General features: G+C 66.2%; 18 protein-coding genes and 1 pseudogene. 14 read left to right on the forward strand and 5 right to left on the reverse strand.

Annotated elements, in window-relative coordinates; all coding sequences use genetic code 11:
• The 4 genes from NG1_RS20920 to NG1_RS20935 all read left to right on the forward strand — a co-directional run.
• Positions 1-306, forward strand: a 306-nt coding sequence (locus NG1_RS20920; protein ID WP_062973292.1) for a type II toxin-antitoxin system Rv0910 family toxin, incomplete at its 5' end; no start/stop codon positions are given.
• Positions 303-1,172, forward strand: a complete 870-nt coding sequence (locus NG1_RS20925) for a MaoC/PaaZ C-terminal domain-containing protein (RefSeq protein WP_062973294.1) — start codon at positions 303-305, stop codon at positions 1,170-1,172. The genes NG1_RS20920 and NG1_RS20925, both read left to right, overlap by 4 nt.
• A 74-nt stretch (positions 1,173-1,246) precedes the next feature.
• Entirely contained in the window at positions 1,247-2,122 is an 876-nt protein-coding gene (locus NG1_RS20930; protein ID WP_062973296.1) for an SDR family oxidoreductase, read from the forward strand.
• A 26-nt stretch (positions 2,123-2,148) separates the two neighbouring features.
• Positions 2,149-3,405, forward strand: a complete 1,257-nt coding sequence (locus NG1_RS20935; RefSeq protein WP_062973298.1) for an acyl-CoA dehydrogenase family protein — start codon at positions 2,149-2,151, stop codon at positions 3,403-3,405.
• Between the two features lie 532 nt (positions 3,406-3,937).
• Here NG1_RS20935 and ephH read toward each other — a convergent pair.
• A complete protein-coding gene (gene ephH / locus NG1_RS20940; protein ID WP_062973318.1) occupies positions 3,938-4,822 on the reverse strand; it encodes an epoxide hydrolase EphH in 885 nt (294 codons plus the stop codon).
• Between the two features lie 69 nt (positions 4,823-4,891).
• Between ephH and NG1_RS20945 the strand changes: the two genes are divergently transcribed.
• Positions 4,892-5,749 carry an exodeoxyribonuclease III gene (locus NG1_RS20945; RefSeq protein ID WP_084499072.1) on the forward strand — a complete coding sequence of 286 codons (858 nt, stop codon included), beginning with the start codon at positions 4,892-4,894 and terminating at the stop codon, positions 5,747-5,749.
• Between the two features lie 165 nt (positions 5,750-5,914).
• Here the strand turns inward: NG1_RS20945 and NG1_RS20950 are convergent, their stop codons facing one another.
• From NG1_RS20950 to NG1_RS36805, 3 genes are all read right to left on the reverse strand, one after another.
• Positions 5,915-6,160, reverse strand: coding sequence for a hypothetical protein (locus NG1_RS20950; protein ID WP_062973300.1), 246 nt, complete (start codon positions 6,158-6,160; stop codon positions 5,915-5,917).
• 573 nt (positions 6,161-6,733) lie between these two features.
• On the reverse strand, positions 6,734-6,892 hold the full coding sequence (locus NG1_RS36800; RefSeq protein WP_157114146.1) for a hypothetical protein: 159 nt from the start codon (positions 6,890-6,892) through the stop codon (positions 6,734-6,736).
• Complete coding sequence (locus NG1_RS36805; RefSeq protein ID WP_157114147.1) at positions 6,892-7,047, reverse strand: hypothetical protein; 156 nt, start codon at positions 7,045-7,047, stop codon at positions 6,892-6,894. Before NG1_RS36805 ends, NG1_RS36800 begins: the two co-directional genes overlap by 1 nt.
• A 219-nt stretch (positions 7,048-7,266) precedes the next feature.
• Between NG1_RS36805 and NG1_RS20955 the strand changes: the two genes are divergently transcribed.
• The 6 genes and pseudogenes from NG1_RS20955 (at position 7,267) to NG1_RS20975 (ending at position 10,252) form a co-directional block, all read left to right on the forward strand.
• Positions 7,267-7,596 (forward strand): hypothetical protein, encoded by a 330-nt coding sequence (locus NG1_RS20955; RefSeq protein WP_062973302.1) that lies wholly within the window; start codon positions 7,267-7,269, stop codon positions 7,594-7,596.
• Positions 7,577-8,089 (forward strand): DUF6879 family protein, encoded by a 513-nt coding sequence (locus NG1_RS39055; protein ID WP_084499070.1) that lies wholly within the window; start codon positions 7,577-7,579, stop codon positions 8,087-8,089. Before NG1_RS20955 ends, NG1_RS39055 begins: the two co-directional genes overlap by 20 nt.
• A 10-nt stretch (positions 8,090-8,099) precedes the next feature.
• The gene (locus tag NG1_RS20960; protein ID WP_062973304.1) at positions 8,100-8,945 is read left to right on the forward strand and encodes a helix-turn-helix domain-containing protein; all 846 of its coding nucleotides are present in this window, start codon (positions 8,100-8,102) and stop codon (positions 8,943-8,945) included.
• Between the two features lie 208 nt (positions 8,946-9,153).
• Positions 9,154-9,282, forward strand: a pseudogene (locus NG1_RS36810) (exodeoxyribonuclease III); the annotation flags it as partial.
• Positions 9,279-9,758, forward strand: a complete 480-nt coding sequence (locus tag NG1_RS20970; protein ID WP_062973308.1) for a guanyl-specific ribonuclease — start codon at positions 9,279-9,281, stop codon at positions 9,756-9,758. The pseudogene NG1_RS36810 and the gene NG1_RS20970, both read left to right, overlap by 4 nt.
• On the forward strand, positions 9,758-10,252 hold the full coding sequence (locus NG1_RS20975) for a barstar family protein (RefSeq protein WP_062973310.1): 495 nt from the start codon (positions 9,758-9,760) through the stop codon (positions 10,250-10,252). The genes NG1_RS20970 and NG1_RS20975 overlap by 1 nt, the downstream gene beginning before the upstream one ends.
• A gap of 9 nt (positions 10,253-10,261) precedes the next feature.
• On the opposite strand, the gene NG1_RS20980 is transcribed toward NG1_RS20975, so the two are convergent.
• Positions 10,262-10,897, reverse strand: coding sequence for a TetR/AcrR family transcriptional regulator (locus NG1_RS20980; RefSeq protein ID WP_062973312.1), 636 nt, complete (start codon positions 10,895-10,897; stop codon positions 10,262-10,264).
• Positions 10,898-11,027: 130 nt separating this feature from the next.
• Here NG1_RS20980 and NG1_RS20985 point away from each other — a divergent pair, with 130 nt between their 5' ends.
• From NG1_RS20985 to yhjD, 3 genes are all read left to right on the forward strand, one after another.
• Positions 11,028-11,960 carry an oxygenase MpaB family protein gene (locus NG1_RS20985; protein WP_062973313.1) on the forward strand — a complete coding sequence of 311 codons (933 nt, stop codon included), beginning with the start codon at positions 11,028-11,030 and terminating at the stop codon, positions 11,958-11,960.
• A gap of 21 nt (positions 11,961-11,981) precedes the next feature.
• Positions 11,982-13,013, forward strand: coding sequence for a tryptophan--tRNA ligase (gene trpS, locus NG1_RS20990; protein WP_062973315.1), 1,032 nt, complete (start codon positions 11,982-11,984; stop codon positions 13,011-13,013).
• Positions 13,014-13,079: 66 nt separating this feature from the next.
• Complete coding sequence (yhjD, locus tag NG1_RS20995) at positions 13,080-14,111, forward strand: inner membrane protein YhjD (RefSeq protein WP_084499073.1); 1,032 nt, start codon at positions 13,080-13,082, stop codon at positions 14,109-14,111.
• Positions 14,112-14,307 lie beyond the last annotated feature (196 nt).

Raw genomic sequence — 14,307 nt, forward strand, 5'->3', positions numbered from 1 at the left:
GCCGTACTCACCGAGGGCGTCAAGCTGGTCGCCAAGATCGTGATGCTCGGCATGGCGAACAAGCTGGAGTGGACCATCGTCTCGGTGGACGCGCCGCACAAGCTGACCCTCGGCGGCACCGGCATGGCCGGGGTGAAGACCGAGTTCACCTTCGATATCCGGCCCAACGGCGAGGGAAGCAGCATCCTGGTGTCCGGTGATTTCGAAGGCGCCCTGATCAAGGGCGCGCTCGGCAAAGCGGTGGAGAAGGACGGCATCAAACAGCTGGACCGATCACTCGAACAACTCGACGCCCTGGCCGCATGAGCGCCACCGCCCGTGTCGTCGAGTTCGACGACAGTGGTTTGGAAACCTGGTCCGACGAGGAGCGTTTCGAGGTCACCGCCGAACGCGTGGCGGAGTACGCGGCAGCGACGAACGATCCGATCGCCGCGCATCTGGCCGGTACGGTGGCCGCGCCGGTGTTCGCCATCGTCCCGGTCTTCGAGGCCATGATGATGCCCGTCATCGATGTCGCGCCGATGGACATCTTCGGCCGGGTCGTGCACGGGGAGCAGGACTTCCACTTCCACCGCGCGATCCGGCCCGGCGACCGGCTGGTGTCGCGCGCCAAGGCGATCGGCTACACCAGCCGACCCAACGGGACCACCATCACCATCCGCATCGAATGCCGCACGGACGCGGGCGAACCGGTCAACGACCAATACCTGACCGCCTTCTTCCGCAATATCGACGCGGGCGCGACGGTCGGGGCGGCCGCTCCGGCGCACAAGTTCGACGAACGGCTGCGCGAGCAGGATCCGGCAGCCGTGGTGGCGCAGCACGTGGACCACGACCAGACCTTCCGTTACGCACCGGCTTCCGGTGATCCGGTACCGCTGCACCTGGACGAGCAGGTTGCCGAGGATGCCGGACTGCCCGGCATCATCGCGCACGGGCTGTGCACCATGGCGTTCGCGTCCTGGGCGGTGCTCACCGAGGTCGCGGAGTCGGATGTGCATCGGCTCAGGCGGTTCGCGGTGCGCTTCGCCAAGCTGGTTTTCCCCGGTGACGAGCTGGAGACCCGCGTCTGGAAGGCAGGCTCCTCCGACGGGATCACCCGCTACGCCTTCGAGACCGTGCGCGGCGACGATGTCGTGCTCAGCGACGGACTGGCCGAGATCGCCGACTGATCCTCCAGCGGCGGCACTGATTCCGCCGCGTTCCTTCCCATCGCCGGATTCGGCGCGACTTCAGGAGACAACACATGGGCGTACTGGACGGACGGGTCGCCGTCATCACCGGTGCGGGTCGCGGCATCGGCCGCGAGCACGCACTGCTGTTCGCGAAGGAGGGCGCCGCGGTGGTCGTCAACGACCTCGGCGGCAGCAACGCGGGCGAGGGGACCGACAGCGGTCCCGCCCAGGATGTGGCGCGCGAGATCGTCGCCGCCGGCGGCAGGGCGGTGGCCAACACCGACGACGTCGCCACCTGGGACGGCGCGCAGAAGCTGGTCGAACAGGCGGTCACCGAGTTCGGCGGCCTCGACGTCGTGGTCAACAACGCGGGCATCCTGCGCGACGCCTTCATCGCGGGCATGTCCGAAGCGCAGTGGGACGCGGTGATCGCCGTGCATCTCAAGGGGCACGCCGCGGTGCTGCATCATGCCGCCGCGTATTGGAAGAAGCAGTCCAAGGCGGGCAATCAGCCCGATGCCGCGGTGATCAACACCGCATCGGCGTCCGGCACCACCCTGCCCAACCCGGGACAAGCCAATTACGGCGCGGCCAAGGCCGCGATCGCCGCCCTGACCCTGGTGGCCGCCGACGAGCTGGCGCGCTACGGCGTGCGGGTCAACGCGATCGCGCCGATCGCGCGCACCCGGCTCACCCTGGCCACTCCCGGCATGGGCGAGATGCTGGCGGCCGAGGCGGAGTCCTCCGAGGGCGGGTTCGACGCCTTCGCCCCGGCCAATATCGCGCCGCTGGTCGCGTACCTGGCCGCCGAGACGTGCCCGATCACCGGCAAGGTGTTCGCGGTGCAGGGCGGCGCGATCTCCGAGCTGGCGGGTTGGCACGATGTGAAGACCATCGAGACCGAGGGTCCCTGGCTGATCGACGACATCGCCGCCCGGCTGCCCTGATCCCGGGGAATGTGAGGAGAACGACGATGTTCGAATGGTCCGAGACCGATGTAATGATCCGCGATGCCGTCCGGGGGTTCATCGACAAGGAGATCCGTCCCAACTTGGACGCGCTCGACAGCGGCGAACTGCCGCCGTACCCCGTCATCCGGAAGTTGTTCCGCGAGTTCGGGATCGACGTGATGGGCGGCGAGGCCGTGCAGAAGATGCTGGCCAAGCAGGAGGCGCGGGAGGCCGCCGTGGCGGCGGGGGAGCCGAAGCCGGAGAAGAAGGCCTCTGGTTCGAGTCCGTTCGCCGGACAGGAATCGCTGATGGCGGTGCTCATCGGTGAGCTGTCCGGGGTGTGCATGGGCCTGGTCACCGCGATGGGCGTGAGTATCGGTCTCGGTGCCACCACCATCATGTCGCGCGGCACGCTGGCGCAGAAGCAGCGCTGGCTGGAGGACATCGTCACCATGCGGAAGGTGGCGTCCTGGGCGATCACCGAACCGGACTCCGGTTCCGACGCGTTCGGCGGCATGAAGACCTACGTCAAGCGCGACGGCGAGGACTACCTGCTCAACGGTCAGAAGACCTTCATCACCAACGGTCCCTTCGCCGACGTGATGATCGTCTACGCGAAGCTCGACGACGGCGCGGGCGGTGACAAGCGCGAACGCAAGGTGCTCACCTTCGTGCTCGACAAGGGCATGCCAGGCCTCACCCAGGGCAAGCCGTTCAAGAAGATGGGCCTGCATTCCTCCCCGACCGGTGAACTGTTCTTCGACAACGTGCGCGTCGGCCGCGACCGGCTGCTCGGCGAAACCGAGGAGCACAAGGGCGGCGACGGCCGCGACAGCGCCCGGTCCAGCTTCACCGCCGAGCGCATCGGCGTGGCCTTCATGGCGCTGGGCATCATCAATGAGTGTCATCGGCTGTGCCTGGAGTACGCCAAGAGCCGCAAACTCTGGGGCCAGGAGATCGGACGCTTCCAACTCGTCCAGCTGAAGCTGGCGAAGATGGAGATCGCGCGGATCAATGTGCAGAACATGGTGTTCAACACGCTGGAGCGGGGCCGCGCGGGCAAACCCCCGACCCTGGCCGAGGCCTCCGCGATGAAGCTGTACGCCTCCGAGGCGGCCACCGAGGTGGCGATGGAAGCGGTCCAGCTCTTCGGCGGCAACGGCTACATGACCGAGTACCACGTGGAGCAACTCGCGCGCGACGCCAAGTCGCTGATGATCTACGCGGGCAGCAACGAGATCCAGGTGACCCACATCGCGAAGGGGCTGCTCGCGCAGTAGTTTCGAGCCGGCCCACCTCACTCGGCAACTTCCTCGGCGCTCACGGATTCGAGCGAACCGACCGAGCTCCGGCCGTTTGTGACCGGGCTGTCTGCCGTCTCGGCGCGCGTGCGCACGGCGGTCATTCGTCGGCCGCCGTGCGATCACGGGCTCGGCCGCCGTCAGTCCTATGAACACCGCTGCACACGACCACATGGGCCCTACCGCCTGTCGAGCCGGGCGACCTTCGCCGTGTCCTGCCCCCGGGCTCGTGTCTTCGAGGTGCGACCCTGCCGGCAATCGAGTCGGGCCGCTCCGACCGTGTGCATGTGGTCCTGAGCTGCCGACGCGCCCAGTTGACCTCAACCACAGGTCTCGACCGAAGCGAAACCGACACCGCCCGCTCGCGGCACCGAGCCGCGTGCCCTATGCCCGCAGCTCGATCATCAACGCGCCCAGCTCACCCCGACTCCCGGTTTCGAGCGAAGCGAGACCGAGCATGTTCCGTTCGCGGCCCGGCTCGCGAACACGCCGCGACGAAGTCGCGGCCAAATCACACAGCGCGCAACCGCGTGCGGCTGGCGTACACGTGCTCGGCGATGAGGGTGGCGATGCGGTCGGGCGCTTCCAGCATCGGCACGTGGCCGACGCCGTTGACCAGGATGCGGTCGGCGGATTCGGGCAGTTCCTTCAGGTAGCGGCGCGCGTAGACGCGGTTGGGGATGACCCGGTCGTACTCCGCGAGCAGCAGCCGGACCGGCGTCCGCAGGGTGGACAGGTCCTCCTGGGCCGGCGCTCGCATCGCGCCGAGGATCATCGGCACCATCGCCGGGCAGTGCAGTGCGGCGGCGAGGGCGGCGGCGGCGTCGCGGCGGGAGACCGCGGAGGCCTGTTTGCTCAGCGCGAGCAGCGCGATCCGCTGGGCGAGGGGGTTGCCGATCGCGAATCCGCCCAAGCGCTTGCCGATCTGGACGATCGGCACCAGCGAGAGGAATTTCAGGTTGATCCGCCACTGGGTCAGCGAGGGCGCGTGCCAGCCGCCCGCGGGCGCGATGAGCGTCAAGGTGCGGGCGCGTCCGCGGCGGGCGAGTTCGACGCCGACCAGCCCGCCGAGGGAGTTGCCCGCGATATGGCAGGTGCGCCAGCCCAGTTCGTCGAGCTGATCACAGATCCCGTCGGCCAGCGTCGAGACGTTGACCGCCGGGCCCTCGGTGGGCGCACCGCCCCAGTGCCCCGCGAACGCGGGCGCGAACACTTCGCAGTGCGTCGACAGCCGCGCGGCGGTCTGCTCCCAGCAGTGCGGCGACATCATGAATCCGTGCAGCAACAGCAGGGGATCGCCGGAACCCACATGCAGTGCCTTGATCGGCTGTGGCTGTTTCGCCGGGGTGGAGCCGCGCGCGGCGGCGGAGGAGGACTGGGAGGTGTCGGACGACATCGTCTTCACCCCTTCCTGGACGGCAGTGTCCGGGGGGACTTCATCTGACCAGCATTGTACGGTCGTGAGGTGCCGTATATCTCGACAGTGAACGTGAACGGTGTCCGCGCCGCCGCGGGCAAGGGGCTGCTGGCCTGGCTCGCGGCCACCGAAGCCGACGTCGTGTGCGTGCAGGAGACCCGCGCGACCGACGAGCAGGTCCGGGCCGCGCTGGCTCCCGCGCTCGACGCGGGATGGCAACTGTCGCATGCGGAGCCGGAATCGAAGGGCCGCGCCGGTGTCGGCATCCTGTCCCGGCGGACGCCCCGCGCCGTGCGAGTCGGCTTCGGCAGCAGCGAGTTCGCCGCCGCGGGACGCTATCTCGAGGCCGACTTCGACGACGTCACCGTGGCCAGCGTCTACGTGCACTCCGGCGACGCGGGCACGGTGCGCCAAGACGAGAAGTACCGCTTCATGGCCGAACTCGGCGCCTATCTCACCGCGCGAACCGGGGACTTCGTGGTCGCCGGGGACTGGAACATCGCGCACACCGAGCGGGACTTGAAGAACTGGAAAGGCAACCTGAAGTCGGCAGGCTTCCTGCCGCAGGAGCGGGCGTGGATTGATGAGCTGCTGGCCGCAGGCTACGTCGACGTCGTGCGCCACCTGCATCCCGGGGTCGACGGTCCGTACAGCTGGTGGTCCTACCGGGGACGCGCCTTCGACAACGACACCGGTTGGCGCATCGACGCGGTTTACACAACCGCGGATATCGCATCCCGAGCCGTGTCGGCACGGGTGGAGCGTGCGGCGACATACGCCGAGCGTTGGTCTGACCATGCTCCCGTCACGGTGGAGTTTGCGGAGAAGGCATACGAGCCGGTAGTCATCCCAGCCCCGACCGGCGCGGTTCCCGGTGCCGAGACGGTATGTGTGCAACCAGGCTGACAGGTTCTGGCGGCGCTGACCGCCGGGGCCGACGACGGCCGAGTACTCGAGTGTGAAGTTCTGCGTCCATTTGTGTGAGCGACAGCGGGGGCGTGGGCCCCGGCGGAAACCGGGGCCTACTTCGATCATGGCCGAATGGCCGTGGGTGGCTGATCCCCTTCTGGGTCATTCGTCCGGGGTGTACTCGGCGTACTGCCCCGACCTCGGGAAGGTGACTACCGCCAACTCTTGTGCAGCTTTGAGCAGTGCGCTTATGGCCCGGTGGTCTGGACCGAGGTACGGGTTCACTTCCTCGGCAATCTTCTGCAACTGATCACGGAGCGCCACCGAAAGCTCTCGCGGCAGCTTTCCGGGGAACTCCGCCGGGCTATCGGGATCTATCGGGTACTCGATCGGTTCGGGTGTAGACACAACTCTGGCTCCTTCAGGATCGGGGGTGACACTGCGAGGTCGGTACCCTGAATCTTCCCCCGTATGCCGACACTGACGCGCCATCTCCCGGCGTAGCACGCGGCCGACACCGTGTAGGAGTGTCCACCGGCCCGGTACGGCGGTGGAATGGTCGAATCGGCACGGGCGGAGGCAGAAACCCACCTACCACCCTCTTGATAGTCCAGCGACAACGTAAGTATGTGTTCGTCCGGCGGGACATCACAGGCGGCAATGCCATTCCCCGTGATCTGGGGCGGTAGCACTGTCGGCACGCTGCGCGTGAACTCGAAATCACAACTGAGGGCAGCGCGGGCCGTGCCGGTGCCGACAGTAGCCACTGGACTCGTGCCGACCAGCACGGCCGCAGAGATAACCCCTAATCGCGCAATGTTGGTCTTCAAAGGGAACCCCCCGGTTTTGGATTCGAATTATTCAGTCCGGACTTGACTCGTTCTAGAAGATCGGGCGTCGGAGGTTCCCACTCGTCGAAGCCAGAGAGTAGAAACAGGCCAGATCTCGCACCCGGGTCACGTTCCGGAAGATCGTCATCAGTCATCCAGATTGCCGACCCGTATCTTCGCATTCGATCCGTTCCCGGATCGCTCGCACAGACTTCTCTTTCGGCATCCGCGCAGGCCAGAACACCGCCACCGCGAACACGCCGAGGGGGATGCAGACCGCCACGACCAAGCCGATATGCCAGTCGAGCATCAGGAAACCTCTGGTTCGGTTGGGTGGCAGCTCGTTGGCTCGGTCCGGGGGTCCGGCCCGAACAACTCCAGGTACACCGAACCGTCTTCGTCGCCGTTGTCGTAGACCTCCAACAACCCGCCTGGGAACACGAACAGTCGTGTGCGCCTATCCATCTCGACTCCTGTAGTCCGGTGTTGGTAGGCACCCCGTGACCGGTTGGCATCACATGTCACGGGGGCCAGCTCAGACGCTAGGAAACGTCCGCCTAACGCCACCACACCTATGCCGAACTATGCCCAAATTGGCCTAATCCGAGGTAACCAGTGCCTCGCGGGAGGGAGTATGGAGGCGCGCAAGCATAGTTGCGCGTAGAACCAGACAGGAGACGCGTGATGTGGTTGAAATTCCTTGGTAAGGGTGGTTCGGGTGACGGTGAGTGCCCCACGTTGTTCGCGACGGATACGGGTACCTACGTTGTGGTGGGCTGGAAGACGGAAACACCGCGGACGGTGGAGATACCGCACCTTCTGACCGGGTTCGCTGAGCCGGACACCTTCATCGGGGCCACCATGACGGACACGGGCCGGGGAACCTTCCTGATGTCCGGTCGGCCGATCACTGACCGTGAGACGTTGGATCAGATGAGCATGGAACCTCACGAGACCGCCGTCGAAGTGCCGAAGGCAGAGAGGACTTATTACGGTGTTACTGCAGCAGCCTAGTCCGTGGGCTGAACTCTTCCGGGAGGCCCAACGGGAAGCATTCCACCTGGAAGTGAGAGACACCTACTCCGTGCCTAGCGAGTCCGAACCGCTGCGCCGGTTTCTGGGCGGTGAACCACCTGTGCCCCAATACGGCAAGCGGCCGTGGACGAAGTTGGTCCAGGAAACCGTTAGCCGTGGGGTGAGGGTTACGCGGGTTCGAGTGGTCACTGTGCCTCACAGCGATTATCAGCGCTGGCTGTTTTCCATAACGGCCAGCAATGTAGACGCTGGCGAAGATATTCGATATCTGCCTCGTCATCTTGCCGGGGAAGTTCCTTCGGATGACTGGTGGCTGTTCGATGACACAAAGGTAGGTTTCAATCTGGTAGATAATGACGGTAAGCCCGCTGGAGCGGCAATAACCATCGACCCTGGTATTGCAGCTTATTGCCGGAGCGTGAAAGAAACGCTGTGGCAATCTGCGGTTCCGTTCAACGAATACGCTCGGTGAACTCTGACCGGTGACTAACTCTGTACAGCAAGCGCGCGAAGCTCTCGGGGAGCGTCTCCGGGGGCTTCGCCAGTCCGCCGGGCTCAGTGGTAGTGAGCTTGCGCGTCGGGCGGGGTGGCACCAAACCAGGGTGCCGAAAATCGAATACGGTAAGACAAAGCCATCGGTTGTTGACATACAGGTCTGGTGTTCCCTTACCGGAGCCGAAAGCGAGATGCCGGACCTAATCGCAACACTCCAGAACATAGAAGCCGCATACCGCGAGTGGCGGCGCACGCTCAGCGGCGGAACAAAGCAAAAGCAGCACGAGATCCTACGCTTGATGCAACAGTCCAAGGTGATGCGGGTGTATCAACCGATGCTGATACCTGGACTCCTTCAAACCGCTGAGTACGCTGCGGCGATTCTGCGAAGGTCCATCAAGTTTCATGGAATACCAGACGACTTGGATGAAGGTGTTGCCAAACGTTTGGATCGTCAGCAGATTCTATATCTGGGTGACCGTCGGTTTCATATCCTGATGGGTGAGCAAGCGCTATACAACAAAGTAGGTGGCCCCTCGGTTATGGCGGGACAACTGGATAGGTTGCTCGCGGCAATGGGATTGCCCCGCGTCAACTTCGGAATCGTTCCTTCAAGCGCGGAACTGCCGATGCAGGTGACAAATTTCGTCATGTTCGATGAACGTCGCGTAACTGTCGAGGCGATTACCGCAGAGTTGACGATTACTCAACCGCGAGAGATCAAGGTTTATCATCGGACGTTCGACCTTCTTGCCGGTCAATCCGTGACCGGCGAGAAGGCGCGAGAGTTGATCCACCGGGCGCTTGAAGCCCGGCATGGGGACAGCAATTAGAAGCCTCTGCAGCCATGCTGCCCCTACCTCTGTCCAGCCGCGAGCTTGCAAGAAGTTGCGTCCGTGCTCCAACTGCCTGTCGGGTCACGTAGATTCGTCAGTCATGACGGATAGCCGCGCCGCCAGCAAGGCGCGTAACGGGGTCTGCATTCCGGTTTCTTCCCTGTTCAAGGGCGATTCCAAGGTTCGTGGAACCGAGTCGATCCGGTGGCGCATCGACTATCAGTTGGCCCGAGGCGGTGTGGCCACCCGCGCCAAGGACGCGGAGGTCGAGCGCGCCGCCGCCTACGACCAGCGTTGGTCCGACCACGCTCCGGTCACGGTGCAGTACCGATGAACCGGTCGCCGTTGGTCAAGCGCGGTCTCGGCGTTTTGGGCGCGGTCGCGCTGGTGCTGCTCGCCGCGGTGCTCGCCCTGTACGACGGGGGCGATACCACCACGTCCACGTCCGCGAGTCGCGCGACCACCGCGGCGGCGAGTACGGTCACCGCGCCGCGCGGGGACAGCGCGTCGCCGGTCACCCAGGCGTCCGGCGTGCCGGAGCGCGCGTACGTCACGCTGCGGGAGATCGATGCGGGCCGGTGGCCGGGCTCGGCGAACGCCCCGGGCACCAAAGGGGGCGATCGATGGCAGAACCGCGGCGGCGACCTGCCCGCCGCGGACGGTTCCGGCAAGCCGATCACCTATCAGGAATGGGACGTCAATCCCAAGCAGTCCGGCCGATCCCGCGACGCCGAACGCATCGTCACCGGCAGCGACGGCTCGGCCTGGTACACCGGTGACCACTACAAGACCTTCACGAGGATGCGCTGATGACAAAGACCGTCACGCTGTCGCAGTTCCTTGCCCGTCCCGACGCGGACGACGCGCCGCCGAGGGCGGAACTCGCCCCGCCGCGCGTCACGTTCGGCGCCCTCGCCGTCGATGCCGCCGAGTTCAGCGGTGTGCGGGACAAGGCGCCCCCCGGTTACCTGGTGCGCGAGCTGCGCGGCGCGAAGATGTCCACCACCGCCCAGCTCTTCGACGAGTTCGCCGCCGCGTTCCAATTCCCGTACTACTTCGGCGAGAACAAGGACGCGTTCGACGAATGCCTGCGTGACCTGGACGATTTCCTCGGTGAAGGGGCCGGATACGTTGCCGTGGTGCGCGACTCGGCCGGATTGCTCGCCGACGAGCCGATCGAGCGCGACTGGTTCGCCGAGGCCATGCGCGACTGCGCGGCCTACTGGTCGCGGCGGGACGTGCTCTTCCGGGTCGTCCTGCAAGGCGACGCACCCGACCTCGAGGACGTGTCCCTGCGGCTGTGAGCGGGACCGTTACCGCAGTTTTTCCGCCAGGTCCTCACCGAGCAGGACGAACACGTCGACCGTGTGCTCGATCAATTCGTCGCGGGTGAGGTTCAGATCGCCTTGCAACCAGGCGGTCAGCGTCTGCACCAGCCCGCCGACCAGGTACAGGGCGCGGAAGTCGATCGCCGAGGCCGGGGCCGAATCGGGCATCCGGTAGAAGTCGGTGCCCTCCGAGGCCACCATGTGCGCGAACGCGCGCACCGTCTCGGTGGTGCGGGCGCGTAGCTCCGGTGTCGCCATGCCCGCGATGAGGGCTGCTTTCGCCTTGCGCGGGTCGTCGGTGAGCAGGTGCACGCCCGCGGTGATCGCGGCGTGCGCGGTCGCGCGCGTGTCGGGCGCGGCGGTGCGCACCGCGGCGAGGATGGCCACCGCGAGTTCCTCCGCGATTCCGTCGGTGAGGGCGGTGAGCACGCTGTCACGGCTGTCGAAGTTCTCGTAGTAGTACCGCTCGTTGAGGCCGGCCCGCGCGCACAACCCCGACACGGTCAGCTTCTCGAGCCCTTCCGTGCCGATGATCTCCAGCGCTGCCTCCAGCAGCGCCGCACGCCGCTGCGCCCGGCGCTCCTCGGCGGAGATGCCCCCGTACGTCCGTTGCGCCGTCACCCTTCGATTCTTACAGGTGCGCTGGATCCCGCGCCGGGTGCCGACAACGCAACATTCTGGCAGAGGGTCTTGCCAGAAAGGCGGATTCTGGGGGAAGCTATTGCCAGATGCGCTCGACGAGGAGGCCACGATGTCCGAGCCCGGCTATTTCAGTGACCACTCGATGGTCCGGCGGGTGATGAGCAAGCGCGCGGTGGGTCTGACCTACGGCTTGCGCGCACTGGTGATCGGCGCGGTGCACCCGCTGCTCTATGTCGGCACCGCGGAGAACACCGAGCATCGGATGACGCCCTACACCCGGCTCGCGCTGACCGGCCGCCTGTTCGAGGCGGTCTTCCTGGGCAGCAGGTCGGAGGCCGACCGCGCCCTGGCGTTCACCAGGAAACGGCACGTCAGAGTGCGTGGTGCGCTGCCGGAGGATGCCGGAGCCCACCACCCCGCGGGCACCGGGTACTCCGCGCTCGATCCGCACCTGATGTTCATGACGATGGCCTTCACCTTCGACTCGGCCGAGGTGATGTACGACCTGCTGGTGCGCACCATGACCGAGGGCGAGCGCGAGGGGCTCTACCAGGACTACGTGCGCTGGGGCGAGCTGTTCGGCATGCCCGCGGACGCGGCGCCGGGCAGCTACCGCGAGTTTCGCGCGTACTTCGACGGCTACCTGGCCTCCGACGAGCTGTTCCTCACCGACGAGGCGCGGTTGGTCGGCGCCTACCTGGCCGGACAGCGCGTCCCCTACTCGCAGGGCGTGCCGTTGCAGCAGGTCACCTCCGCGTTCTACCTGCTGGTGCAGGGCAGCCTGCCGCCCCGGATCCGCCGGATGTACGGGATGCGGTGGGGCGTGGCCGAGGAGGTCGCCTACCAGGGGCTGTCCCGGGCGGTCCGCACCGCGCACATATCGGTTCCGCTGGTGCCACCGGTGTTGCGTGGCACGCTCGCCGGGCCCAGCGCGCCGGTCTACAAGAGGCTGTCCCAGCGCGAACACGAACTGGTCAGCGGCGGACGGCCGAGTATGCCGGGGGTGGACCCGCGCAACTGGGTGCAGCGAAATTCCGCTTGAGCCGCATGGGAAGATCGGAGTATGTCCAGTCCTGCGCCCAGCCCGGCCGCCGAACGCAAGCAGCGGGTTCTCTCCGGGATCCAGCCGACCAGCTCCTCGTTCCATCTCGGGAACTACCTTGGCGCGCTGCAGTACTGGGTGACCATGCAGGACGACTACGACGCGCTGTATTTCATCCCGAACATGCACGCGATCACGGTGCCGCAGGATCCCAAGGAGCTGAAGGCGCGCACGAAGGCCGCCGCCGCCCAGCTGCTCGCCCTCGGCATCGATCCGAAGAAGTCCACCCTGTTCGTGCAGAGCCAGGTGCCCGAGCACGCCGAGCTGGCCTGGGTGCTCAGCTGTCTCACCGGTTTCGGCGAGGCCGGCCGGATGACCCAGTTCAAGGACAAGTCGGTGAAGCAGGGCGCGGAGAACGCGACCGTGGGCCTGTTCACCTACCCGGTGCTGATGGCCGCCGACATCCTGCTCTACCGCGCCCATCAGGTGCCGGTCGGCGAGGACCAGCGCCAGCATCTGGAGCTGACCCGAAACCTGGCCCAGCGCTTCAACACCCGGTTCAAGAAGACATTCGTGGTGCCGGAGGCGCACATCGTCAAGGGCACGGCGAAGATCTACGACTTGCAGGATCCCACCGCCAAGATGAGCAAGTCCGCCTCCACCGACGCGGGCCTGATCAATCTGCTCGACGACCCGAAGGTCACCGCGAAGAAGGTGAAGTCCGCGGTCACCGACACCGAACGCGAGATCCGCTACGACCCGGAACACAAGCCGGGCGTGAGCAACCTGCTGGTGATCCTGAGTTCGCTCACCGGCGCGCCGATCGTCACGCTGGAGAAGGATTTCGAGGGTAAGGGTTACGGCGAGCTGAAAGCCGACGTGGCCGACGCGCTGGTCGAATTCGTCACGCCGTTGCGTGCGAAGGTGCAAGAGTACATGTCGGATCAAGGTGAGCTCGACCGCATACTCGCCGCTGGGGCCGAGCGCGCGCGAGAGATCGCCGGCAACACCCTCGCACAGGTCTACGACCGGGTCGGTTTGCTGAGTCGCTGAACGGCTACTTCACCTTCGTGCGCTCCGTCGGGCGTCGTGCGGGTCTCTTGGTCGAAGGGGCGAATGGTGCAGGTGATCGACAACGTCAAGGCCGGGATCGAACGCCGGGTCCAGGCACAGCCTTGGCTGGACCATCTGGTCCGTACGGCGGGGCGCTACCAGCGGCAACGGGGTGACTATTACGCGGCGGGCATCACGTATTTCACTGTGCTGTCGCTGTTCCCGCTGCTGATGGTCGCTTTCGCGGTCGCGGGCCTGATCTTGTCAAGCAATCCGGAATTGTTGGAGGAGTTGCGGGCCAAGATCGTCGAGAACATCCCGGGCTCGTTCGGCACCCAAGTGAACGACCTGGTCGATCGGGCGGTCGAGTCGCGGGGTGCGGTCGGTGTCCTGGGTCTGGTCACCGGCGTCTACAGCGGGCTGGGCTGGATGGCCAACCTGCGGGCCGCGCTCACCGAGCAGTGGGAGCAGAAGTCTCCGGACGGCAATTGGCTGATGACCAAGCTGTCCGATCTGGGGGCGCTCGTGGGTCTCGGTCTCGCCTTCGCGGTCTCGCTGGGGTTGTCGGCGCTGGCCTCGAGTTCCCTCGGTTCGCGGGTGCTCGAAAGCCTCGGCCTCGGCGAAGCACCCGGGGCGGGCGTGCTGCTGTGGCTGGTGTCGACCTTGCTCGGGTTCCTCGCCTCCTGGGCGGTGTTCGCCTGGGTCATCGCGAGGTTGCCCCGGGAGCCGGTGACGCTGGCCAGCGCCGTCAAGGCGGCTGCCATCGCCGCGCTGGTGTTCGAGGTGTTCAAGATCGTCGCGTCGATCTATCTGCGATCGGTGCTGAGCAGCCCCGCAGGCGCCGCCTTCGGCTCGATCATCGGCCTGATGGTGTTCAGTTACGTCACCTACCGCATCGTCCTGTTCGCGACCGCCTGGGCCGCCACCGCCACGGAGAACGAGCCGGAAGCGGAGATCCCCGCACCCGGGCCGGCCGTGATCGCGCCGCGGGTCAGCGCACGCGATATATCGGTGGGCGTGGGCGCCACCTACTTCGGTGCGGGCGCGCTCGCGGCCCTCGCGCTTTCCGGCCTACGCAAGTTGCCCGGCCGTCGTTGATCCGGCCCGTCGCGCCGAGTGTCGCGTACGCCGGTTCGATCAGCGTCGCCGGTGGGCCTGACGTGCGCCTAGCAACAGCGCGGCGACCAAGAGGAGACCGCCGATGATCAGCATGGTCCTGGCGCCGGTGCGGCGGTCCTCGGCTGCGGGCATGGCGGACGGGTCGCTGCCCGGCACCGAAGGCGTGGCCCGGTCG

This window comes from Nocardia gamkensis NBRC 108242 (assembly GCF_001612985.1).
Lineage (GTDB): Bacteria > Actinomycetota > Actinomycetes > Mycobacteriales > Mycobacteriaceae > Nocardia > Nocardia gamkensis.